Annotated in this window: 18 protein-coding genes; 6 read left to right on the forward strand and 12 right to left on the reverse strand. The window is 65.4% G+C overall.

Annotation, left to right across the window (positions count from 1 at the left end; all coding sequences use genetic code 11):
- Positions 1–309: 309 nt before the first annotated feature.
- Entirely contained in the window at positions 310–546 is a 237-nt protein-coding gene (locus ACYQ0R_RS05030) for an antitoxin VapB family protein (RefSeq protein WP_459821283.1), read from the forward strand.
- A 1-nt stretch (position 547) separates the two neighbouring features.
- Positions 548–934 (forward strand): type II toxin-antitoxin system VapC family toxin, encoded by a 387-nt coding sequence (locus ACYQ0R_RS05035; protein ID WP_459821285.1) that lies wholly within the window; start codon positions 548–550, stop codon positions 932–934.
- Between the two features lie 854 nt (positions 935–1,788).
- Here the strand turns inward: ACYQ0R_RS05035 and ACYQ0R_RS05040 are convergent.
- The 3 genes from ACYQ0R_RS05040 to ACYQ0R_RS05050 form a co-directional block, all read right to left on the reverse strand.
- The gene (locus ACYQ0R_RS05040) at positions 1,789–2,433 is read right to left on the reverse strand and encodes an Sjogren's syndrome/scleroderma autoantigen 1 family protein (protein ID WP_459821287.1); all 645 of its coding nucleotides are present in this window, start codon (positions 2,431–2,433) and stop codon (positions 1,789–1,791) included.
- A gap of 51 nt (positions 2,434–2,484) precedes the next feature.
- Positions 2,485–2,904: a Fe-S cluster assembly sulfur transfer protein SufU gene (gene sufU, locus ACYQ0R_RS05045; protein WP_459821289.1), complete on the reverse strand. Its 420-nt coding sequence runs from the start codon at positions 2,902–2,904 to the stop codon at positions 2,485–2,487.
- A gap of 157 nt (positions 2,905–3,061) precedes the next feature.
- Positions 3,062–4,339 carry an aminotransferase class V-fold PLP-dependent enzyme gene (locus ACYQ0R_RS05050; RefSeq protein WP_459821291.1) on the reverse strand — a complete coding sequence of 426 codons (1,278 nt, stop codon included), beginning with the start codon at positions 4,337–4,339 and terminating at the stop codon, positions 3,062–3,064.
- A gap of 124 nt (positions 4,340–4,463) precedes the next feature.
- Between ACYQ0R_RS05050 and ACYQ0R_RS05055 the strand changes: the two genes are divergently transcribed.
- The 3 genes from ACYQ0R_RS05055 (at position 4,464) to ACYQ0R_RS05065 (ending at position 6,817) form a co-directional block, all read left to right on the forward strand.
- Positions 4,464–4,748: a DUF357 domain-containing protein gene (locus ACYQ0R_RS05055; protein ID WP_459821292.1), complete on the forward strand. Its 285-nt coding sequence runs from the start codon at positions 4,464–4,466 to the stop codon at positions 4,746–4,748.
- A 91-nt stretch (positions 4,749–4,839) separates the two neighbouring features.
- Positions 4,840–6,036 carry an MFS transporter gene (locus ACYQ0R_RS05060; RefSeq protein WP_459821294.1) on the forward strand — a complete coding sequence of 399 codons (1,197 nt, stop codon included), beginning with the start codon at positions 4,840–4,842 and terminating at the stop codon, positions 6,034–6,036.
- A 133-nt stretch (positions 6,037–6,169) separates the two neighbouring features.
- Positions 6,170–6,817 carry an HAD family hydrolase gene (locus ACYQ0R_RS05065; protein WP_459821296.1) on the forward strand — a complete coding sequence of 216 codons (648 nt, stop codon included), beginning with the start codon at positions 6,170–6,172 and terminating at the stop codon, positions 6,815–6,817.
- Between the two features lie 81 nt (positions 6,818–6,898).
- Here the strand turns inward: ACYQ0R_RS05065 and ACYQ0R_RS05070 are convergent, their stop codons facing one another.
- The 6 genes from ACYQ0R_RS05070 to ACYQ0R_RS05095 form a co-directional block, all read right to left on the reverse strand.
- Positions 6,899–7,933: an amidohydrolase family protein gene (locus ACYQ0R_RS05070; RefSeq protein WP_459821298.1), complete on the reverse strand. Its 1,035-nt coding sequence runs from the start codon at positions 7,931–7,933 to the stop codon at positions 6,899–6,901.
- A gap of 39 nt (positions 7,934–7,972) precedes the next feature.
- The gene (locus ACYQ0R_RS05075; RefSeq protein WP_459821300.1) at positions 7,973–9,043 is read right to left on the reverse strand and encodes an ATP-dependent ribose-1-phosphate kinase; all 1,071 of its coding nucleotides are present in this window, start codon (positions 9,041–9,043) and stop codon (positions 7,973–7,975) included.
- Positions 9,040–9,996: a ribose 1,5-bisphosphate isomerase gene (locus ACYQ0R_RS05080; RefSeq protein WP_459821302.1), complete on the reverse strand. Its 957-nt coding sequence runs from the start codon at positions 9,994–9,996 to the stop codon at positions 9,040–9,042. The genes ACYQ0R_RS05075 and ACYQ0R_RS05080 overlap by 4 nt, the downstream gene beginning before the upstream one ends.
- A gap of 190 nt (positions 9,997–10,186) precedes the next feature.
- Positions 10,187–10,888: a ribulose-1-phosphate aldolase gene (locus ACYQ0R_RS05085; protein WP_459821304.1), complete on the reverse strand. Its 702-nt coding sequence runs from the start codon at positions 10,886–10,888 to the stop codon at positions 10,187–10,189.
- Positions 10,885–11,592 (reverse strand): ribulose-1,5-bisphosphate 5-phosphatase, encoded by a 708-nt coding sequence (locus ACYQ0R_RS05090; RefSeq protein WP_459821305.1) that lies wholly within the window; start codon positions 11,590–11,592, stop codon positions 10,885–10,887. The genes ACYQ0R_RS05085 and ACYQ0R_RS05090 overlap by 4 nt, the downstream gene beginning before the upstream one ends.
- A gap of 93 nt (positions 11,593–11,685) precedes the next feature.
- A complete protein-coding gene (locus ACYQ0R_RS05095) occupies positions 11,686–12,360 on the reverse strand; it encodes an HAD family hydrolase (RefSeq protein ID WP_459821307.1) in 675 nt (224 codons plus the stop codon).
- Between the two features lie 139 nt (positions 12,361–12,499).
- On the opposite strand from ACYQ0R_RS05095, the gene ACYQ0R_RS05100 reads away from it, so the two are divergent.
- The gene (locus tag ACYQ0R_RS05100; RefSeq protein ID WP_459821309.1) at positions 12,500–13,642 is read left to right on the forward strand and encodes a CBS domain-containing protein; all 1,143 of its coding nucleotides are present in this window, start codon (positions 12,500–12,502) and stop codon (positions 13,640–13,642) included.
- Positions 13,643–13,742: 100 nt separating this feature from the next.
- Here ACYQ0R_RS05100 and ACYQ0R_RS05105 read toward each other — a convergent pair whose 3' ends face one another.
- The 3 genes from ACYQ0R_RS05105 to ACYQ0R_RS05115 all read right to left on the reverse strand — a co-directional run bounded on the left by ACYQ0R_RS05105 (position 13,743) and on the right by ACYQ0R_RS05115 (position 20,723).
- Positions 13,743–18,425: a S8 family serine peptidase gene (locus tag ACYQ0R_RS05105; protein ID WP_459821311.1), complete on the reverse strand. Its 4,683-nt coding sequence runs from the start codon at positions 18,423–18,425 to the stop codon at positions 13,743–13,745.
- Between the two features lie 119 nt (positions 18,426–18,544).
- Complete coding sequence (gene radB / locus ACYQ0R_RS05110; protein ID WP_459821313.1) at positions 18,545–19,252, reverse strand: DNA repair and recombination protein RadB; 708 nt, start codon at positions 19,250–19,252, stop codon at positions 18,545–18,547.
- Positions 19,253–19,367: 115 nt separating this feature from the next.
- Positions 19,368–20,723, reverse strand: coding sequence for a sodium-dependent transporter (locus tag ACYQ0R_RS05115; RefSeq protein WP_459821315.1), 1,356 nt, complete (start codon positions 20,721–20,723; stop codon positions 19,368–19,370).
- Positions 20,724–20,752 lie beyond the last annotated feature (29 nt).

Consider the following 20,752-nt stretch of genomic DNA (forward strand, 5'->3'; position numbering starts at 1 on the left):
ACTGGAGCAGGCCCGTGAACTCCGGGAGGAGGCGGACGAGCATTTGGAAGCGCTCCGTCACGAACTAGATGTTGGAGACGGTGATATTATTGAGATTGACGTTGAAGGCCCCGACGATTTGTGACTTGCTCCAACCCTACTCGCTCACTGTTCACGTAGTTCGCTCTTGAGGGTGAGGCAGTAGCGCCTGATGTTCAGTTAGATAGCACCTGTTCGCCGACGCGATATGGATCGTTGAGATGGAGCGTCGGTTTGAGCGTATCGTATCGGGGAAAAGGCCTTTGCGAGCCTGCATACAACTGTATGCATATGTCGAAAAGCATTCGTCTCTCTGAAGACGCCTACGAGCGGCTTAAGGCTCACAAGCGGGACGGTGAAACGTTCTCAGACGTTGTTTTGCGACTCGCTGGGGAGCGCTCGCTGCTTGAACTCGCTGGCGTCCTCAGCGATGCAGAAGCTGAGGCAGTCCGCGAGGCTGTCGCTGAGCGACGTGAGCGACGGAGAGACGAATTAGAAGAGATCGCAGTGGAGATGGAGGACGTGTAGCGTGCTGCTCGACACGTCGTTTCTTATCGACTTGATGAACGGGGACGATGACGCCGTGGAGAAGGCGAGAGAGTTGGAGACTGAACTCGTTCAGCAGCGGTTATCAGCGATGACGCTGTTCGAACTGTACTACGGTATCGCCCGTTCGGGACAGTCGGATGAGGAACGCGAGAAGGTTGAGAACGTTCTCGCCTCGAAACCAGTCCACCCTGCAGATTCCGCCGTCATGCGAAAAGCTGGTCGGCTCTCCGGCAACCTGGTGAACGACGGAACCATGGTCAGTGACGGTGATGTCATTATTGGCGCGACAGCCGAAATCGTCGACGAGCCGGTTCTCACGCGAAACGTCGACGACTTCGAACGTCTTGATGTCGAAGTAGAAACGTAGTGAACTACCCCACCCTGCTCGCGCTGACGCGCTCGTTGAGGGTGGGGCTTCCTGGTTCCGCGACGCGCTTTTTCACGGACGGTCGGCTTGCGCCGACAGTCCGCGCAGGGAGCGCAGTCTCCGCAGGCGTAGATTTGGAGCGTCCCACTCCTACTCGGTGGTGACGGCGGAATCTGTCTCGACCGTCCTTCTTGTCGGACTCTAAGCCGAGACGATGAGTAGTTGCCATCACGGTTCCAGCCTTCGGCTGGCACCGTTATAAATTCATGGAACAGAGTGCAAGCAACTCTGTGACGGCGCTGTATCCCCTCCCTACTGCGCTGCTTGTCCGCTACGCGGACTGCGCTGCTCGTTGAGGAAGGGGGCTTAGCGCCTCAATTCAGCTAAAATAGAAATTATACCGGATAGGCGGGTTCTGGAATTGTTTATAAATATACTCGGCCGAACGGTTTGATGAATACTCTATCATATGAAAATAAGCCAGCTGAGTTAAACAAATCCGAAATAAGGGGTACGGTGTAATTGCCCTAGAATGCCTCGATGAACAACGATCCGGGTGTTTACTGTATCTTATCGCCCTCACTACACTCTTCGGCTACGACCGTGTCGAATATGCGTGGGGCTTATGGAGAATCGAGGAGAAAGCGTCGCGCTTCAGCGCGGGGATGAACCGGCATTGATGTCGGGGACACTCTCACCAACCGGCAGTTTTGCCGAGCATGAGTAGGTGTCCACCGACAAGCCCCAGCCTCCACGAGCGAGTGGCAGTTCAGCTGCCCGAGCGAAGTAGGCAGGGGTTGTTGACGGATGCTGGATATCTCGACGAGTGCACGGATGTGGACCGTCCCGACGTCCTACCGATCGAGCGCCGCGAGCGTCTCCGCTGCCTCCCGAGCCGCTTTTAGATGTTCTCTCGCGCGCCGTGGATCGTCGGTCTCCTCGGCGGCACGGGCGAACCGCGCGAGCGTTCGCGACAGCGACGCACGAGCGTTCGCTTCGTCGTCGACCTGACCGGTGGCCATCCGGTCGTCGACCTGACTGGAGCCCGACCGATCGTCGATCGTTTCGTCGACCGGGCCGTCGACCGGGCCGCCGTCATCGGCCGATCGACTCCGTCGTCGTGTACCGCGAGCCGTCCCCGGAGCTCTTGCCGCGGCGCTCGTCGCATCCACGGTGGTCGTCTCCACGTCCGCCGGTGCGTCCGTCCCCGACCCGGTGCCCGCGTCACGACGTTGTGTGTCGACACCGTCATCGGCCGCGTTGGGAGCGTTTCCGGAGGCGTCGTCCCCGTTCGCGGGACGGTTGCAGGTCGGGCAGAACTCGCGTCCGTCGTGTCGGAAGATCGGATCGCTACACTGCTCGCAGTGTTTGTTCGTCATCGTCGCTCCCTTCAACAGGAGCTCCGACATCCGCTGTGTGTGTTCGCGTTTTTGTTCGTCTCTCGCGAACTTCTCGCGGAGCTTCTCTCGTTCGGCCTCCTTGTCGAACTCGTCGCTCATACGCGGGTGAACGTGGTTCGTGAGGAAAAGTCCCGTGGGCTCGGCCTCGCGCTACTCCTCGGTGCGGGTCCGGTCGACATCGAGCTCGCCACGATGGATCTTTGCGCCGTCCTGTGCGACCTGCCGCCCGAGCACTGCGCATTTTATTCGCATCGGCGAGATGTCGACGCCCAGCATCTCCGTGATGTCGTCGGTGTCGAGTTCGTCGAGCTCATCGACCGTCATTCCCCGGAGGCGCTCCGAGAGCATGCTGGCCGACGCCATCGAGATCGCACAGCCGTCGCCGGTGAACCTGACCGCCTCGATCGTTTCGCCGTCGTCGTCGAGTGCGACGTCGAGGCGGATCGTGTCGCCGCAGGAGGGGTTTTCGCCGACGTGTGTGAAATCCGGATCCTCGAGTTCTCCGTAGTTGCGCGGGTTCTTGTAATGGTCGAGGATCTGCTGTCGGTACATATCCGAGCCCAGTCCCATGCTTGGCGGATCTACTGGTGTCGCGGTCAAAAGGGTTCCGTCGGTCCGCCCGAGAGGTAACTATCGTCGGTTTCGGCCGCGGGAGAAAACGGCGGAACGACGCATACAACGACTTACGCGACGGGTCGAACGCGACGGGCAGAACGCGAAGGCCGGTTCACGCGAACAACTCGCGCGCCTCGCGCACCGCGTCGACGAGTGCGTCGATCTCCTCGGTCGTGTTGTACACGTAAAACGAGGCGCGGGCGGACGCGGCGACGCCCATCGTTTCGTGAAGCGGCTGCGTGCAGTGGTCGCCGGCTCGGATCGCGACCCCGTGGTCGTTGACGATGCTCGACAGATCGTGGGCGTGGACACCGTCGACGTTGAACGCGACGAGACCGCCGCGCTCGTCACCCGGCGGCCCGTAGATCTCTACGTCACCGAGCGCGTCGAGCTCCTCGTAGGCGTACTCGGCGAGCAGCTCCTCGTGTGCCTGTACGTTCTCCATCCCGACTTCCTCCATGTACTCGACGGCAGCCGCGAACGCGATCCCCTGTGCGATCGACGGCGTCCCGGCCTCGAACTTCCACGGGAGATCCTCCCACGTGGAGTCCTCGAAGGTGACGCGACGGATCATATCGCCGCCGTAGAGATACGGGCTCATTCGGTCGAGGATCGCCTCCCGGCCGTACAGTGCGCCGATTCCGGTCGGACCACACATCTTGTGCCCCGAGAACGCCATGAAGTCGACGTCGAGGTCGCCAACGTCGACCGGGCGCGTCGGGACCGACTGGGCAGCGTCCGCGAAGATCAGCGCATCGTGGTCGTGTGCCAGCGATGCCAGCTCGCGGATCGGGTTCACCGTTCCGAGCGTGTTCGAAACGTGGACGACCGACAGCATCTCGGTGTCGTCGTCGATCTTCGCCGCGGCGTCGTCCATATCGAGCGTCCCGCTCTCCGTGACCTCGATGAACCGAACGTCGGCACCGGTGCGCTTGCCGATCTGCTGCCAGGTCACCAGCGAGGCGTGGTGCTCCATCTCGGTAAGCACCACGTTGTCTCCGGGACCCAGCTCCTCGAGCCCCCACGCGTACGCGACGAGGTTCATCGCCTCCGTCGTGTTCTTGGTGAAGATGATCTCCTTGCGGCCGGCCGCGCCAACGAACTCGGCGACGGTGTCGTGAGCCTCCTCGTAAGCGACCGACGCCTCCTGGCTCAGCTGGTGAATCCCGCGGTGAACGTTGGCGTTGTAGCCGCGGTAGTAGTTCGCGATGGTGTCGACCACCTGGTCCGGCGTGTGCGTCGTCGCCGCGTTGTCGAGGTAGACGAGCGGCGTGTCGTCCCCCTCTCCCTGGCCGACGGTCTCCGGATCGCCGCCGACGAGCCGGTCGAGGATCGGGAAATCGTCCCGGATAGCCTCGACGTCGAACGGATACTGTTCTTGAACACCCATTACCGAACATTGGTGGCCCAGCAACAACACACCTTCGGTCCGGCAGCGCTTGCCTCGCTCCACGACGGCGGCGCTTGCCTCGCTCCACGACGACTTTTTGCGCCGGCACCGGAAACGACTCGACATGAGCACTAACCTCACGGAGAAAACAGACAGATACGAGCGCATGCTCGCGGACGCGCTCGACGAGGCGGAGCCACGACCGCCAGCGGATACGCCGCTGGGCGAGGCCGCGGCCGACGTAACGGAGATGGCCGAGTCGTATCTCGAGGACGGGCGACATTTCCGGGCGAACGACGACCCGGTCAATGCGCTCGCATCATACTCGTACGGCTACGGCTGGCTCGACGCCGGCGTCCGACTGGGACTGTTCGCGGTGCCGGAGGACACCGAGCTGTTCACGACCTGATCGGCGGAAGCGCGCTCCCGATCACCCACCGATCCGGCCGCCTCCGCCGCGACCGTCAGGCTTACCCACCGATCCCGTCTGCCATCGAGTAGTGGTCTCCGTCGTCGAGCGACTGCCCGCGTTCCGCTACCGGGATCGGGTGTTGGCACTGGTCACGTTCGCGTTCTTCGTCTCGATGTTCGGCCGGCTGGCTATCAGCCCGGTCGTCCCGCGGATCACCGACACGTTCGCCGTCTCGAACGCGGCGGTCGGGCTCGCGCTGTCGGGGATGTGGCTCGCGTACGCGCTCGCGCAGTTCCCCTCCGGCGTCCTCGCGGACCGATACGGCGAGCGTCGCGTGATCATCGTTTCCGTCGGCGGCACCGGAATCGCGGCGCTCGCTGTCGCGGTGTCGCCGATCTATCCCGCGTTCGTTCTTGCGACAGTGGTTCTCGGCGCGCTCGCCGGACTCCACTACAGCGTCGGTACCACGTTCCTCGCGCGGATCTACGACGACGTCGGCACCGCCATGGGTATCCACCACACTGGCGGCACCGCAGCCGGGCTGATCACCCCAGTCGTCGTCGCGTGGGTCGCCGTTCGGTACGGCTGGCGGCCCGCGGTCGCACTGGGCGCGGTCGTCGGGCTCCTCGGCGTCGCGCTGTTTGCCGCTGGCGTGCGCCGAACCGAGCCCCAGCGGCCGGACCAGCCGCTCCGCGAGCGGTTTCGGCTGGAGCCGCTCGTCGAACTGCTCTCGCGGCCGGCGATCGCTTTCACTGTCGTGCTGGCCGCGCTCGGCGAGTTCGCGTGGCAGGGCGTCGCCTCCTTCCTGCCGACGCTGCTCATCCAGCACCACGGCTACTCCGCGACCGCTGCCGGCGTCGCCTTCGGCGGCTACTTCGTCGCACAGGGGATCGCGCAGGTTGTCGTCGGTGCGGCGTCGGACCGGTTCGGCCGCGATAGCGTCACCGCGGCCTGCGTCCTGTTCGGTGCCGCAGGGATCGCGCTCGTACTCGCGACACCGAACGTGCTCGCCGTCGCGGCGGCGACGGGGTTGATCGGGATCGGCATGAGCTTCGGTGCGGCGCTGCTTCCGCGGTTTCTCGATACTCTCTCGGACGCCGAGCAGGGAGCCGGTTTCGGGCTCGTCCGCACCGTGTATATGATGATCGCCGCGTCCGGCAGCGTCGCCGTGGGGTTTCTCGCCGACGTCGCCAGCTGGGTCGTCGCGTTCGGCACCGTCGCCGGGCTCCTCGTCGTCGTCGCGCTCGCGCTCGGCGTCAACTACGCGCTCTCACTCGGTTGGTAACGCGACAGTCCGACCGTGGTCTCGCGACAGTCCGACCGTGGTCTCGCGGTTCGCCCCGACTTGCGATCGTCGACGGTCGAGTCGAACCGTCGTCACAACCCATTTGTCAGTGGGCCGCCTATCGCCGTCTCCGATGGTCCTCGCCGAGTACGACGTTCACCTGTTCGACCTCGACGGCACGCTCGTCGACGCGGAGTGGTCGTACACCCGCGGCGTGTTCGATCGCGTCGGCGAGCGCCTCGGACGGGAGTTCACCGACCGGGAGGCGTACGTCCTCTGGCACGGACTGGGCGGCGCGCGGGCGACTACTCTCCGGGAGATCGGCGTCGATCCCGACCGGTTCTGGCCGGCGTTTCACGCCGAGGAGGACCCGATAGCTCGGGCGGAGGCGACGTACCTCCACGACGATGCCGCACGGACGCTGGACCGGATCGACGCGCTGGAGGTCCCGACGGGGCTCGTCACGCATTGTCAGTCGTTTCTCGCGGAGCCGGTACTCGACGGACTCGACCTCGCCGGACGGTTCGACACCGTGGTCTGTTGTACCGACGAGACGGGCTGGAAGCCCGATCCGGACCCGCTCGAGCTGGCGATGCGCAACCTGGGGATCGACTCCGGCGACGCGCGTGGCTACTACGTGGGCGACGGTGAAAGCGACGTGAGCGCGGCGTGGAACGCCGGACTGGATGCGTTTCACGTCGAACGCGTCGGTCACGACGACCGCGGTCGGTGCGTGCTCGGCGATCGTCGTGTGGAGCGACTCGACGAGCTGTGGAGATAGCGGTCGGACGGGGTCCGAACTGCTAACTCCAAACCGGATATCCGCCGTTCAGGTATCAAAAGAACGCGCGCCGGACACCTTCTACAGCACGACGCGGTTCACGTCGGCGTGTTCGGCACGACGGACGATCGCCCGAACGAGGTCACGCGCGCCGCCGAGATTGTCGGAGTCGCCGTCGAGCACGAGCAGGCGTGCGTCCGCCCCCTCCTCGATAACGCCGCGGTTCAGTCCGGCGATTTCCGCGCCGTTGACGGTCGCCATCCGGAGGATCTCCCGCGCGGGAACGTCCGCGAGCTTCGCGGCGAACTCCATCTCCCGGAACATCGACGGGGAGTCGAGCATCACGTTGTCCGTTCCCAGCGCGACCGTCGTCCGCTCGACAAGCTCGCGGATCGGCGGCACCCCGACCTTCGTCACGAGATTCGATCTGGGGCAGACGACGACTGACGTGTTGCGGTCGGCGAGCCGGTCGAGATGGATCGGCTCCGCGTGGACCATGTGGACGAGGAAGTCGGGGTCCAGATCCATCGCCGGGTTGATGTCGTCGGCGTCGCGCTCACCGGCGTGGATCCCGAACAGCTTGTCGGCCGCCCGGGTCTCCCGTCGCACCGCGTCGAAGTCGGCGTCGCGCGCGCCGGATGCACCGTACCCGTCGGCGACGGAGAGAACGTCGGGATCGTCGCGTCCGAGCACCACGGCGTCGATGTCTCGCTCGCCGAACTCGACGCCCGACCCGGATAGCGCGTCGCTGAGCGCGGCGATACCGTCGATGCCGCCCTCGCGGAACTCGATGAACGTGCCCGTGCCGGACGACTCCATGTACCGGAGGGTACGTGCCATCGCAGCGACCTTCTCCTCGTGACTCGCCGCGCGAAGCAGTCGATGTTTGAGCCCGTCCGGCGGCGCGACGAGCTCGTCCAGCGAGAGCCCCTCGCCGGCCTCCTTCGCGATCGAGTCGCCGATGTGCGTGTGCGCGTTGACGAACGCCGGGAGCACGATATCGGTCGACTCCGTTGCACACTCCTCGACCGCGACGATCTCGCCGCCCGCGACGACGACCCGCCCCTCGACCGGCTCGAAATCGTCCCCGGCGAGAATCGTTCCCTCCACGTGCATATCGGATGGTCCCATCTCCCAAGGTAAAAACTCACCAGATCACACACGAATCTCGATCAGCAGGTCGGTCTCGGGAGACGCACCCATCATCTCGCGAACCCGATCCCACGAGAGGTCGACGCGTGCGGTCACCGCCTGTGCGGCGAGTGCCCCACAGGCGTTGCCGACGAGCAGGGGGGTCTGATACGCCCGCGGGTCCTCGGCGAACCCGTCGCCCGTGATCTCCGGTTCGCGGAGCGCGGCGGAGAGAAATCCGGCAGCGAACGCGTCGCCCGCGCCGGTCGTGTCGACCGGGTCGATCTCGAACCCCGGATGGGAGACGTCGCCATGGGGAGTCCGTACGGTCGCGCCGTCCGACCCGAGCTTGATGACGACGATGCGGTCGTCGGGTTCCCACGGGTCGATCTCCGTCGCGTCCGCGAGGGCTGCAGCCTCTCGTTCGTTCACGAACAGGACGTCTGCCGCGTGGACCGCGGCGTCGTACTCGCGGTCACCGACGCGACGCCCTGGGTCGAAACTGCGCGTCGCACCGGCCTCGCCCGCCGCGGTCGCGAGCGCCGCCGCAGCCTCGGGTCGCTGGCTGGTCAGGTGAAGGTGATCGGCCGCGTCGAGCGTGTTTCGGTCGAGCTCTGCCGCCGTGAACGCCTCGTTCGCCCCGTCGTTGGCGAGCATCATCAGCTCACCCGTCTCGTCAACGATCACGTACTTCACCGACGTCGGTGCGTCGGCGTCGATCAGCACCTGTCCGGGGTCGACACCCTCGTTCGCGAGTCCCCTGAGCGCGAGTGCGCCGGACTCGTCGCCGCCGACGCTTCCGTACACGACCGCCTGACCGCCCATATCGACGAGACCCACGGCGACGTTGGCCGCGCTGCCGCCGCCGGACTGTTCGAGCCGCTCGATCCGGGTCTCGCCGTCCGCAGCCGGAAGCCCCTCGACGTGCATCGTCACGTCCCAGTTGATATGCCCCGCGGAAACCACCTTCGGCGGCGCACCTGACGGGTCCGGGTCGAGATCCGTCTCGTCGGGGCTGGTTTCGGGATCATCGAGTATGCTCTCCGGTCCGTCCGTTTCGATCTCCGCGTCGTCGTTCGTCGGCTTCTCGCTCATGGTTCCGCCCACGGCTCCTCGGCGACCTCTCCGAACAGCTCTCGCATCAGGGTGACGATGCTCTCCGGCGGGAACTGTCCGTGTTCGGTGACGATCGCGTCCATATACCGGGGTGGTGTCACGTCGAACGCGGGGTTCTCGACGGCGATCTCACCGATCGACTCGCGGGGTTCCGCGTCGATCACCTCCGTCTCGTCACGCATCTCTATCTCGACGGTGTGGCCGGTGAGCGTCTCCGGATGGAGCTTGATCGTCTGAGCGGCGGTCATGATCGGGACGCCGCGCTCGCGAGCGTTAACGGCGAGCCCCGACGTGCCGATCTTGTTGATCACCCCGCCGTCGGCGGCGATCGAGTCGGCCCCGACGACGACGTGATCGACCGCGTCGAGATACCGCCGCGCCGCGGAGTCGACGATGAGCGTCACCGGAACCCCCGCCTCGCGGAGCTGCTCCGCGGTGATGTGCCCCTGGTTTCGTGGCCGCGTCTCCTTGACGATCGCCTCGATCTCCTTTCCATCCTCGACTGCGGCTTCGATGCAGGCGAGCGCGTCGGTGGAGTGACAGTGTGTCATCACCACGTCGCCGTCGGCGAGGCGATTCGCGCCGACCTGTCCGAGATCCTCCTGTGCGCGGTCGAGCTGGCGGACGAACTCCTCGCTGGCGTCCACGACGGTCCGACGAAGCCGTTCGACGTCGCGTCCCTCCATCCGCTGCAGAACGTACCGGAGGGCGTTCGGCAGCGAGACGGCCGTGGGACGGGTTTCACGAAGCGCCCGTGCGGCTGCGCGGATCGACGATCGAAACGCCGCCGGATCGTCCGTCTCCGTCTCGCGCGCCTGCGTCGCCAGCGCCTCCGCGGCCCCGGCGGCGATCGTCGCCGCCCCGCGGATCTCCATGCTCGCGATCGCCGCCGCCGTCTCCTCGACGGCGGGTGCCAGCTGGTCGTCGTACATACCGATCCCCTGTTCCGCTCGGTATTTATAAAGCAGGGCGAGGACCGCCGATGCGACTCCGACGACAGGTCTGCTCGACCCACAGCACCTGCCCAGTTCACGAACTGCAGCGTAGCCGCAGTCGGGGTGTGGCGTTCAAGACGTGCGACCCGATCGCGGCGGAACCTACTCGGCAGGTGATTCCACGGTATCACTCCTCGGTAGGCTGCTGTCCGTAGCTCTCGAACCGGGCTTCCACGGCCGTAAGCTCCTCGTCGGAGAGGACGTGCGGCTCGCCGATCGCCGACGAGCGGAGGTACAGTCGGCACAGGTCCTCCACGTGTCGGGTGTTCTCCACGGCGGTTTCGAGGTCAGGGCCGGTGACGACGAGCCCGTGGTTCGCGAGGATCGCGGCGTCCGACTCCGCTGCCGCCATCGCGGCGACGACGTTCGCGGCCAGCTCCTCGGTACCGTACGGCGCGTACTCCGCCACCGGAACCTCCCGTCCCACGGCGACGATCATGTAGTGGATCGGGGGGAGCGGACGGCGGAGCGTCGCCATCGTCGTCGCCCACGGCGAGTGGGTGTGGACGATCGCGCCCGGCGCGTCGTGTCGATAGATCCCCGTGTGCATCGGCACCTCGCTGGAGGGAGCCATCCGGCCGGCCTCCTGGGCCCCATCGAGGCCGACGACGGGCACGTCGGCGGGCTCGAAGGCGTCGTACGGCACGCCGGTCGGGGTGACTGCGAAGGAGTCGCCACGGCGGACGCTCAGGTTTCCCGTTCGACCGGGGGTGAGGTCGGCGAGCGTCGGCGCGTACTCGACGATCGCCTCCCGTTCGCTGGCGAGGTGGTCGGGGTTCGGCTCCGGTCCCGCTCCGCCGCGGTCCGCCGCCGGCTCGTCGCCGCTCATCCGAACACCCCCGTCAGCTCCCCGAACGCGTCGATCCGGCGGTCGGGTCGTCGGATCGACGACAGCTCCGCGTCCGGACCGGGGTCGGCGTTGAAAAGCACCGTCTCCATCCCCACCACATTGGCTCCCTCCACGTCCGTTTCGACGTTGTCGCCGACCATCACGGCGTCGCTCGGACGCAGGTCGAGTTCGGCGAGCGCGGTCGTAAACGGCAGCGCGGACGGCTTCTCCCGACCGACCTCCTCGGAGGTGACGAGCCGGTCGACGTGTTCGTCGACGCCGAGCCGCGTCAGCTTCTCCAGCTGGATGTGGGTCGTCAGGTTGGTGACGATCGCGACGGACAGCCCCGCCTCACGGAGCGTCCGGAGCGTCGGGGTGACGTCGTCGAACGGCTCCATCGCCTCCATGAACCCATCCCAGTAGGCGCGCCCGAGCTCGTACGCTGCCGCCGCGTCGTGGACGTCGGCGTGCTCGCGTAGCGCTCGCTTGAAGTAAATGAACCGCTCGTGGGAGGCCGCGGTGCCCCCGAGCTCGCGTTTCGTCTCGCGGCGCGCGAAGCGATACAGTTCGTCGAACGTCTCGCGATCGAGATCGTAACCGAGCTCCCGAAACGTCTCCAGCGCCGCCCGCTTGCCGGCCTCGTTGCACGGCGGATACGGATAGAGAGTGTCGTCCAGATCCAGACACACCGCCTCGTACGTCATACCTGCACCCACGCCGTGTCGGAACTTAAGCGTGGTTCGGATCGACCCCGAAGTTCCCTCCGGGAACGGCTCGACCTCCCGGTCGTCCGAGGCTCACGGCGCATCGACCGGTCGCCGTCCACAGATACTCACCAGGTCGTGGAGGTCGTCGATCTCGTAGGTAGGCTGCCTCGAGAGGTCGAACGACCGGCGGTGTGGCCGTCGGATAAACGCGGAGTCGATGCCGGCGTTGTCCGCCGCACGGATGTCCGATTCGTTGTCGCCGACGAACAGCGCCGTCCCCGCGTCGATATCCTCTAACGCGCGCTGAATGTAGTACGGAGACGGCTTCTTGCGCGAGAGGCTCGCTATCGACGGCTCGCGCCCGTACGCGGTCTCGAACCGCCCCGCGAGCCCGAAATGATCGAGCAGGAAGTCGACGGTCGCCTGCTGGTTCGACGAGACGACGCCGAGCGAGGCGTCGAGATGGCGGAGCACATCGACGTCGTCGTACGGCGTCTTCCGTCCCCGGCGGGTGGCGTCGATCTGTGCGTCGGTCGCACGCCGGTCACGAACACGCCAGAACTCGGTCGGTTCGATACCGTACGTGTCACAGATCTCCGCCAGTGTCGCCGGAGAGACACCTACCGCGACCTCATCGACGTGTGACAGCGCCGGGTCGCTGACGCCGACGCTCTCGAAGGCGTCCCACGCGGCCTCACGGAGGGTGTCGAACGGAGTGCGACCGATCAACACCCCGTCGTTATCGAAGACGACGGCGTCGTACACACGCCCACTCCGCGATCGAGCAGCAAAAAGCTTTCAATGGCTTTCCGTCCTTACCGTGGGTGGTACAGGAAGTATCTCACACGGCCGTCTCGACTCCCTCACTTTCAATACCCGTCCGATCTTACTCGCAGAACGGACTATGGACATCGCTGATATCGCAGTGCCGGAGTACGTCGAGGTCGACGCCGACGAGCGGCTCGCCAAGGTCCGATCCATCTTCGAGCGGGAGAACCCGAAGGGGATCGTCGTGACGGAGGATGGCGAGTACGCGGGCGTAGTTGGGGAAAAGCAGCTACTTCGCTCTCGTATGGAGGACGACACCAAGGTGTCGGTCGTCATGAAACCCGCGCCGGAGCTCGACCGTCACGAGGACGTCCGCGAGGCGTCTCGCCTCCTCGTCGAGGGCGACGTACAGATCGCGCCCGTCTACGAGGGCGAGAAGCTCTACGGAATCCTCACCGTCGACGGGATCCTTGAGGCCGTGATCGATAGCCTCGACGCCATCACCGTCGACCAGGTGGCGACGGAGGATGTGATAGGGATCAACGAGAAGGATCGAGTCGGACAGGCGATCAACCGACTCCGCGAGAACGGGATCTCTCGACTGCCCGTGCTCAACGACAACGGCCGGCTCTCCGGGGTCGTCACGACCAACGACATCGTCGAGTTCGTCGTTCGCGATCACGAGCGACAGGGAAGCGGCGACCGCGCGGGCGACATCGACCGAATGCTCGATCTTCCCGTCTACGACATCATGTCGAGCCCCGTCGTCACCGCGACGTCCGATGAGACCGCGAAAACTGTCGTCTCGCGGATGTTCGACAACGACCTCTCCGGGCTCGTCGTCACGCCCGCCGAGGACGACGGCGTCGTCGCCGGGATGGTGACGAAGACGGACGTGCTTCGCGCGCTCACGTTCACCGAGCAGGAGTCGATGGACGTCCAGATTACCAACGTCGACCTGCTTGGAACGACCTCGCGCGAGCATATCGTCGAATCGATAGAGCAAGTGGCGGACAAGTACGCCGCGATGCAGGTGATGCATGCGCACGTCCGCTTCCACCAGCACAAAGAGAAGCTTCGTGGCACTCCGCTGTTGCAGTGTCAGATCCGGCTCCGAACCAACGAGGGGCAGGTCGCCGGCTCCGGCGAGGGGTACGGCGCGGAGCACGCGTTCCACGTCGCACTCGACAAGCTGGAGCGGAACGTCTTGGAGATCAAAGGAATCAACGCCGACGAGGAGTACCGCGGCCAGCTGCTCCGGAAGCTTGGAGAGCTGTAAATCGGCTATACATCTCTACCTCCGCGTTTCCGGTCCGCTCGGACCGGTTCCGGCACGGCTTGGTCGACGTTTTCGTTCCTTTCATCCCGAACGAAGCTCCCTATCCACGCGACCGCACGGCCAGCAGCGCGGCCGCGATCAATGCGACGAGTGTGAGTATCGTTCCGAAGCCGGGAGCATCGTCATCGACCCGCTCGTCAGCCGGAGTCGTAGCCGGCGTTCGATCGATCGATGGTTCGCCGTCCTGCTCCGCGTCGTCGGAGGTGGGATCGTCGGCTGGCTCGCTTGGCGTCGGCGTGGGGGTTTCGGTGGGTGTCGGCGTGGGCGTTTCGGCGGGTGTCGGCGTGGGCGTTTCGGCGGGTGTCGGCGTGGGCGTTTCCGTGGGCGTCGGAGTCGGTGTAGACTGTGGCGGTGCCGCGCCGCCGCCTCCGCCGCCTCCGCCGCCTCCACCACCCCCACCGCTGCCACCGTCATTCGTTTCGCCGTTTCCGTCGTTCTGGGTTTCGAGTACGTCGACGGTAACGGTTCGACCGTCCGCCCGTGTCGTCACGGTCGCATCGTACTCTCCCGTCTCGGCGTCGTCAGGAACGTCGCCGGAGAGAGCGATCTCCGTTTGTTCACCCGGATCTAGATCGACTGATTTCGTCGGCGTGTCATCGAACACGCCAGGAGCCGAGAGCGTCACGGCATCGACGCCGAACGCCGCACCGTCGTTTTCGATCGTTGCGTCGACTGAGAGCGACTCCCCTTGCTTGACATCGTCCGGCGCATTCACGTCAGTGATAACGAAGACGGGCGGAAGTTCGAGGGTCGATGTCGTCTCTTCGAACCGGTCGGCGCTCACCGAGGTGGTCGCCGAGCCGAATCCATCCGCGGTCGCGGTCACATCGTAGCTTCCGTCCTCGATCCCTTCGACCCGGTACTCTCCATCGACGTCCGTCGAGACGCTCTCGCCGAACTCGTCGTCGACGGCCTCGATCGTCACCGTCGCATCCGAGACCGGATCCATCGTGTTTTCAGCGAGCACCGTTCCGCGTATCGTTCGGTCGACGACGTCGACGGTCCCGCCGTCGCTTCCTTCGTCGTCGTTGTCGGGACCCACTGCGACGATGGCGACCTCGCGGTCGGCACCGAGATCGAGTGGCTCCGGAACCACACCGCTCAAGACGACCGATATCGAATCCTCCGTCGTACGCATCGATTCGATCGTCGTATTATCGACCAGCTCGTAGTCGTCGCCCTCCGTTCCGTCCACATCAGTTCCGATCCGAAGCTCGACGGTCCGCTTTTCGTCGGCATCGTCGCCGCCGACGTTCTCCACGTCGGCGCTCGCCTCGAGGGCGTCTCCCTCCCGGTGGATCTCCTCGTCGTTCGCCGCGCTTTCGGGCCCGTCGATCTCGAACGCCGACACCTCGTAGAACGCCGCTTCCTCACCGTAGATCCCGAAAGTGCTGAACGAATCCACGGTGACGGAGAGCTCCCGGGCGTCCTCGTCTCCCGTCGTATCGAGATCGTCCCGGCTCCAATTATCATCAGCATCATCATCTTCATCGTCAAACCGGTACAGAGCCAGCGTCTCCTCGTCGAACTGCTTCGCTTCCGCTTCGGTGTACGGGACGGTAAGGTCGATCACTTGGTCGTCGTCCCCGCCCGACGCTTCGATTTCGAGAAACACCCCCAGCGGCGTCAACTCATCCTCCTCGTTTCGTGGCCGGATCGGATCGTCGTTGTCGTTGCCGTTCGTCGGCTCCGTCCCCTCGGCTACGGTCGCGTGCCGCCCGTCGACCACCACCGCCTTCTCGCGCTCCGTGGCCTTGAAGATCACCGAGATCTCGTTCGTGCCCACGTCCTCCACGTCGCCGAACTCGACTCCCGTATCGAGTTCCGCACTCTCCGCGATCGCGACGTCGATGTCGGCGTTCTCCACCCCGTCGAGGTGCACGCCGGTGGTCGCCTCTTCGACCGTCACCGCCGAGAAGTCGACGTTTCGCGAGTCGGTGATCGACAACCCGACGTCGCTGGCGGTCACGGTGACCCCGGATCCTCCGACGCCGACCGTGTTCTCGATCCGAACTCCCGTGTCTCCATCGGCCGTGAGATCGGTGAGGGATATCGTTCTGTTCTCGGCTGCTTCGATACCGGTTGCGCCGAGGCCGACATCGCGGATCTCGACGCCGGCATCGAGATCGACGCCGGTATCTTCACCCTCGACCGCCGGCCCGTCGACGTTCACTCCCTCAGCGGTGATGGCGATTCCGACGGGAGCGGTGGCGTCGTCGCCGTCGCTCTTCTCGACGGTGATCGTCTTATCGGACCCGCGCACCGTCATCGACCGGTCGAGGTCGATGCCGATCGGTTCGCTGTCGTCGACAGCGACCGTCGCGTCTCCGTCGACGGTCACCGTCGTTCCCCCGTCAACGAACCGGACGAGTTCACGGAGGTTCTTCTCCGTTCCTTCGAGCGCGTCGGTGGCGCTGACGGTCTCGGGTTGGATCGTCGTCCCTCGTGTCGTGAGTTCGACGCTCTCGGACTTCTCCTCGCCGAACTCGTGGTCGAAGACGAGCTTGCTCAGCGTCAGGTCCGCATCGGGAACGACCCGCACCTCGATCGTGTCGGTTCCTTCGGTCAGCTCCGTAGTTGCTTCCGGGTCGTCGTCTCCGTTTCCGAAGCGGACATCTGTGAACGCTCCGCCGTCCTCGGCTAGCCTGATGGTGATGTCATCCGCCGACACGTCAGCTCCGTCGAACATCTCCGTGCTCTCCCCGAACGAGACGGTGTACTCCTCGGCGTGTGCGCTGTCGAACTCGATCGTGTACCCGTCCGTCTCCTCGTCCTCGCCGTCAGTCTCGAACCGGCTCGGCGCGTCCATCGAGATACGCGCGTCGAGCCTCGGGTCGAGCGTGAAATCCGACGTGACGTTCTCACCTTCGGAGGGGTCGATCTGCGTACTTTCGGCCTCGAACCCGAACGCTTCGGTCGTAAGCTCCTGCTCTTCCGGTGGCACCGTCAACTCGTACTCGCCGTGCACATCCGTTTCGGTCGACGGCCCGGCATCGGATCCGACGGTCGCTCCCACGATCGGGTCTCCGGAGCCGTCGTCCGTCACCGTTCCGCTCACCGTGGGGTCTCCCAGCGCGTCGCGCGCCACCTCGATCGCGGCGTCGGCGTCGACGACGCCGTGCCCGTAGCGCGACTCCGGGTCGCCGCCGGTCGGTTCGCGTGCGCTTTCCGTGATCGCGTCCCGGATCGTCTCCTGGTCGGCATCGCCGTCGGTGTCGGAAACGACGAGCGCGGCGACGCCTGCGACGTGCGGGGCGGCCATGCTGGTTCCCTGTCGGGTCTCCGTCTCATCGTCGGTGCGTGCAGCCGCGCTCTCGACGGCAACCCCCGCAGCGACGACGACGGGCACGTCGTACGTGTCCGGCCACTCTGCGGGCGGGTCCTCCCAGTCGCCACTTGTGAGCGTCTGGCTACCCGAGAAAGTCGCGACCGCTTCCTGGTCGTCTACCGCACCGACGGAGATGGCATCGAAGACGTTACCGGGCGAGCTGGATCTCTCCTCGCCCGCGTTGCCGACCGACGCGACGACGACCTTGCCCTCCGCGTTGGCGTTCCGGACCGGCTCGATGAACTCGTCGAACGTTCCCGACGCGCCGAGGCTCAACTGGAGCACGTCCACGTCTTCTTCCTCAGTAGCCCACTCCATTCCGGCAGCGACCTGCGCGAACGTCCCGGATCCGTCGTCGTCGAGCACCTTCACACCGTACAGCGACGCACCGGGGGCGACGCCGTACGCGTCGCCGCCGCCGGCTGGCTCGCTCGACCCGGCAACGGTGCCGGCCACGTGCGTTCCGTGGCCGGTCTCCCCATCGTTCGGGTCGGAGTTCGGAATCTCGTTTCCGAACCGATCGAACTCGGCCCACCCGTCGACCGTCAGATCGGCGTGGTCGTCGTCGACACCGGTGTCGAGCACGGCGACGGTCGCGCCCGCACCCGGCTCCGTCTCCTCGAATCGGTCCCAGGCGTCCGGCACGTTGCTGGTTTCGAGCCCGTAGGTGACGCCCGTTTCCGTCGACCCAACCGATGCGAGTCCAGCTCCGGTGTCGACCGCGGCGCGGGACGTTCCACCCTCCGGCGAGGACGAGACCGCAGCCGTCTTTACCGACACTTCGAAGTTCTCGTGGACGCGCTCGACGCCGGGCGTGTCGAGCAGGTCGTCTCGTGACACCCGATCCGTGTCCACCTCGACGAGCGCCGCGTTCGCGAGCCAGAACTCCCGACGAACGCTGACTGCATCCGCCTCCGCCGACTGTATCCCGACCTCGTCGGCGCCGAAGCGGTCGCGGAACGGCCCTTTCGTCGCGTTCGCGTGGTCCTTGAGCTCCTCGGCCGACGGACTCTCGCCTGCCTCGCCTGCCGCATCCGCCGTTGCGATTCCGACATCGTGCGGCTCGAACCGGACGACGAGCGTGTCCGTTCCGTCGCTAGCGTCGGTCGATGCGTTTCCATCCGCATCGCCCCCGTCGTCAGTACTGCTCTCGCTACTCCCGGCGTCGGCGGACATCAAAATCGAGTCCGTTTGAGCGTCCGCGGGCGCGTTTTCGCCGATGTCCTCCGTCGATGGCCAGCCGGCCGCCTCCGGGGCCGGCCCCCCGTCTCCGGACGCGACTGCGGAATCGAACGCACCCACGGCACCAGTGGTGACCATCGCTGCCGCGATCAGTCCCACTACGACGAGCGTCGCTGCCGCTCGAGCGAGTCGGTTCGTTCGCTCACGGCGCATACGCGTACAAACGAGTGGATTCAGTCATTTCTTCGTTCCCCACTATCACGCTAGAGAATCGGACCGCCTCGAACGGCGCAGTGCTGATCCGCCCTGCCGGCTCCGTCGTCATCGTCGTTTCAGACATCTGTGCCTTCAGCGAGTCCGTCGTCGACGATCCGGAACGTGACCGTGTCGCCGGCGGCCTTCGACCGGTGTTTCTCCAGGGTCGCTCGTCGGTTGCCGCCACGGAAGCGATCGACTCGCAGGATCGCGCCGGTCCAGTGGTCGAGCGTGTTGCCGCCGAGCGCTCGCGTGCGGTCGCTGTCGGGATCGGTAAACACCTGATTCGTGATGACGACCGCGATATCGTGTTTTCGGGCCAGCGAGAGCAGATGCGTCACCTGTTTTGCGACCTTCCGTAACGAATCGCCCCCCTCGACGTCGTCGGCTCGCTCGATCCGGTAGAACCCGGTCGCAGAGTCGAGCACCATGAGCTCCACTTCCTCGGCGAACTCCTCGGCATCGCGCACCGCCTCGCGCTGGTCGTCGAAGTCGTACGCCTCCGTGATGATCAGTCGTCCCGCGAGTTTCTCGACGGAGTCGTCCGTTCCGACCGCCGCCGCGCGGGCGTCGGCGATCTGTCGGAACCGGTCGATCGAGAGCCCTTCGGTGTCGATGTACAGGGACCGGTCGCCGTCGACCGCTGTCTCGACCGCTGCCGCGAGCGCGACGTTCGTTTTCCCCGCCGCCGGCGGTCCGTACACCTGCGTGACGACGCCGCGCTCGAACCCCCCGCCGAGCAGGTCGTCGATCGGCTCACAGCCGGTCGGGATCGGATCACTCACTGTCGTGGCTTCGGGCGGTTTCGTATATAAGACGTGGGATCGGACGGAAACGGCGAGGTCGGGCGATTGACGTGTGGACGGACAGCCCCCGACTGTCCGGTCGAGCGATCGGATGCTACCGTGCGGCGAGCCAGCCGGCGAACTCCTCGGTGAGGAACTCGACGTATCCGACGACCCCGAGGTACAGCGAGACGGCGACGACGACGATGATCGGAATCCGAACGAGCCAGATCCATACGGTTCCGAGTCCGCCGATGGCGCCGACACCCTGTTCGAGTTCCTCGCGGGCGATGTCGGGGATCACCCAGCCGACGAATATTGCGAGCAACAGCGCGCCGAAGACGAGGAGCACGCCGTCGGCGAGCCCGTCGAGCAGGTCGAGGAACACCAGATCGATCGTCACCGGGATCCCAAGCAGGAACATCGCGACGCCGACGGCGATCGACGCTGGCATCCGCTTGACGTCGAGCTCGTCGATCAGGTAGGAGACGACGACCTCGAGAATGCTGATCGCGGACGACAGCGCGGCGATACCGACCATGCCGAAGAAGACGATTCCGATGACGCGACCGGCGGGAATCTCCGAGAACGCCGAGGTGAGGCTCACGAAGATCTCGCCCGCACCGCCCGACCCGGGTTCGAGACCGGCGGCGAACAGGAACGGGAACACGACGAAGCCGACGATCACGGCAATGAGGGTGTCGAGTCCGACGATAACACCCGCGTCCTCGGCGAGATTACGGTCCTCGCCCAGATAGGAGGCGTACGTTATCATGACACCCATTCCGAGCGAGAGCGTGAAGAAGGCCTGTCCGGCGGCCGCGGGGAGTATACTCGTCCAGTTCTCGGCGATGACGCCGAACTCCGGCGAGAGGTAGTACGCGTACGCTTGCGTCGAGGCGTCGAGCGTGAACCCGTACGCGGCGAGCCCGACGAGCAGGGCGATGATCAACGGCACCATCACCTTCACCGCGATCTCGATGCCGCTCCTGACGCCCGCCGCGATGATGGCGATCACCATCGCCATGAACACTGCGTGGAAAACAAGCGAGTCGAGCCCGGTAGAGACCGCACCGAACAGCGTACCTGCCTCCTCGGGACCCGCGAGTGCGTATCCGTCCGTAATGCCGATGAGCATGTACCGGAGGAACCAGCCGGCTACGACGCTGTAGTACGCGAGGATAATGAACCCGGTGATGACGAACAGCCAGCCGATGTGTTTCCACAGACCGCTGCCGAGCTCGCGTATCGCTCCGACCGGGTTTAGCTCCGTCCGGCGGCCGATGACGAACTCGACGAGCAGTGCCGGGAACCCGATCAGTGCGATGAACAGCAGGTACACGAGCAGAAACGCCGATCCACCTTCCTGTCCGGTGATGAACGGAAATCGCCAGATGTTACCAAGCCCCACTGCGCTACCGACCGCGGCGAGGATGAATCCGACCCGTGTCGCCCACGTTTCGCGTACCATGATCGTGAGATGGGTGTCGTCTCACTTTT

This window comes from Halorubrum luteum (assembly GCF_054652935.1).

What these genes read in the sequence shown, in the direction of transcription:
- ACYQ0R_RS05030 (WP_459821283.1), top strand. Translation starts at nt 310, where the DNA reads ATGTCGAAAAGCATTCGTCTCTCTGAAGACGCCTACGAGCGGCTTAAG.
- ACYQ0R_RS05040 (WP_459821287.1), bottom strand. Translation starts at nt 2,433, where the DNA reads ATGAGCGACGAGTTCGACAAGGAGGCCGAACGAGAGAAGCTCCGCGAG.
- sufU (WP_459821289.1), bottom strand. Translation starts at nt 2,904, where the DNA reads ATGGGACTGGGCTCGGATATGTACCGACAGCAGATCCTCGACCATTAC.
- ACYQ0R_RS05050 (WP_459821291.1), bottom strand. Translation starts at nt 4,339, where the DNA reads ATGGGTGTTCAAGAACAGTATCCGTTCGACGTCGAGGCTATCCGGGAC.
- ACYQ0R_RS05055 (WP_459821292.1), top strand. Translation starts at nt 4,464, where the DNA reads ATGAGCACTAACCTCACGGAGAAAACAGACAGATACGAGCGCATGCTC.
- ACYQ0R_RS05065 (WP_459821296.1), top strand. Translation starts at nt 6,170, where the DNA reads ATGGTCCTCGCCGAGTACGACGTTCACCTGTTCGACCTCGACGGCACG.
- ACYQ0R_RS05070 (WP_459821298.1), bottom strand. Translation starts at nt 7,933, where the DNA reads ATGCACGTGGAGGGAACGATTCTCGCCGGGGACGATTTCGAGCCGGTC.
- ACYQ0R_RS05075 (WP_459821300.1), bottom strand. Translation starts at nt 9,043, where the DNA reads ATGAGCGAGAAGCCGACGAACGACGACGCGGAGATCGAAACGGACGGA.
- ACYQ0R_RS05080 (WP_459821302.1), bottom strand. Translation starts at nt 9,996, where the DNA reads ATGTACGACGACCAGCTGGCACCCGCCGTCGAGGAGACGGCGGCGGCG.
- ACYQ0R_RS05085 (WP_459821304.1), bottom strand. Translation starts at nt 10,888, where the DNA reads ATGAGCGGCGACGAGCCGGCGGCGGACCGCGGCGGAGCGGGACCGGAG.
- ACYQ0R_RS05090 (WP_459821305.1), bottom strand. Translation starts at nt 11,592, where the DNA reads ATGACGTACGAGGCGGTGTGTCTGGATCTGGACGACACTCTCTATCCG.
- ACYQ0R_RS05100 (WP_459821309.1), top strand. Translation starts at nt 12,500, where the DNA reads ATGGACATCGCTGATATCGCAGTGCCGGAGTACGTCGAGGTCGACGCC.
- ACYQ0R_RS05105 (WP_459821311.1), bottom strand. Translation starts at nt 18,425, where the DNA reads ATGCGCCGTGAGCGAACGAACCGACTCGCTCGAGCGGCAGCGACGCTC.
- ACYQ0R_RS05115 (WP_459821315.1), bottom strand. Translation starts at nt 20,723, where the DNA reads ATGGTACGCGAAACGTGGGCGACACGGGTCGGATTCATCCTCGCCGCG.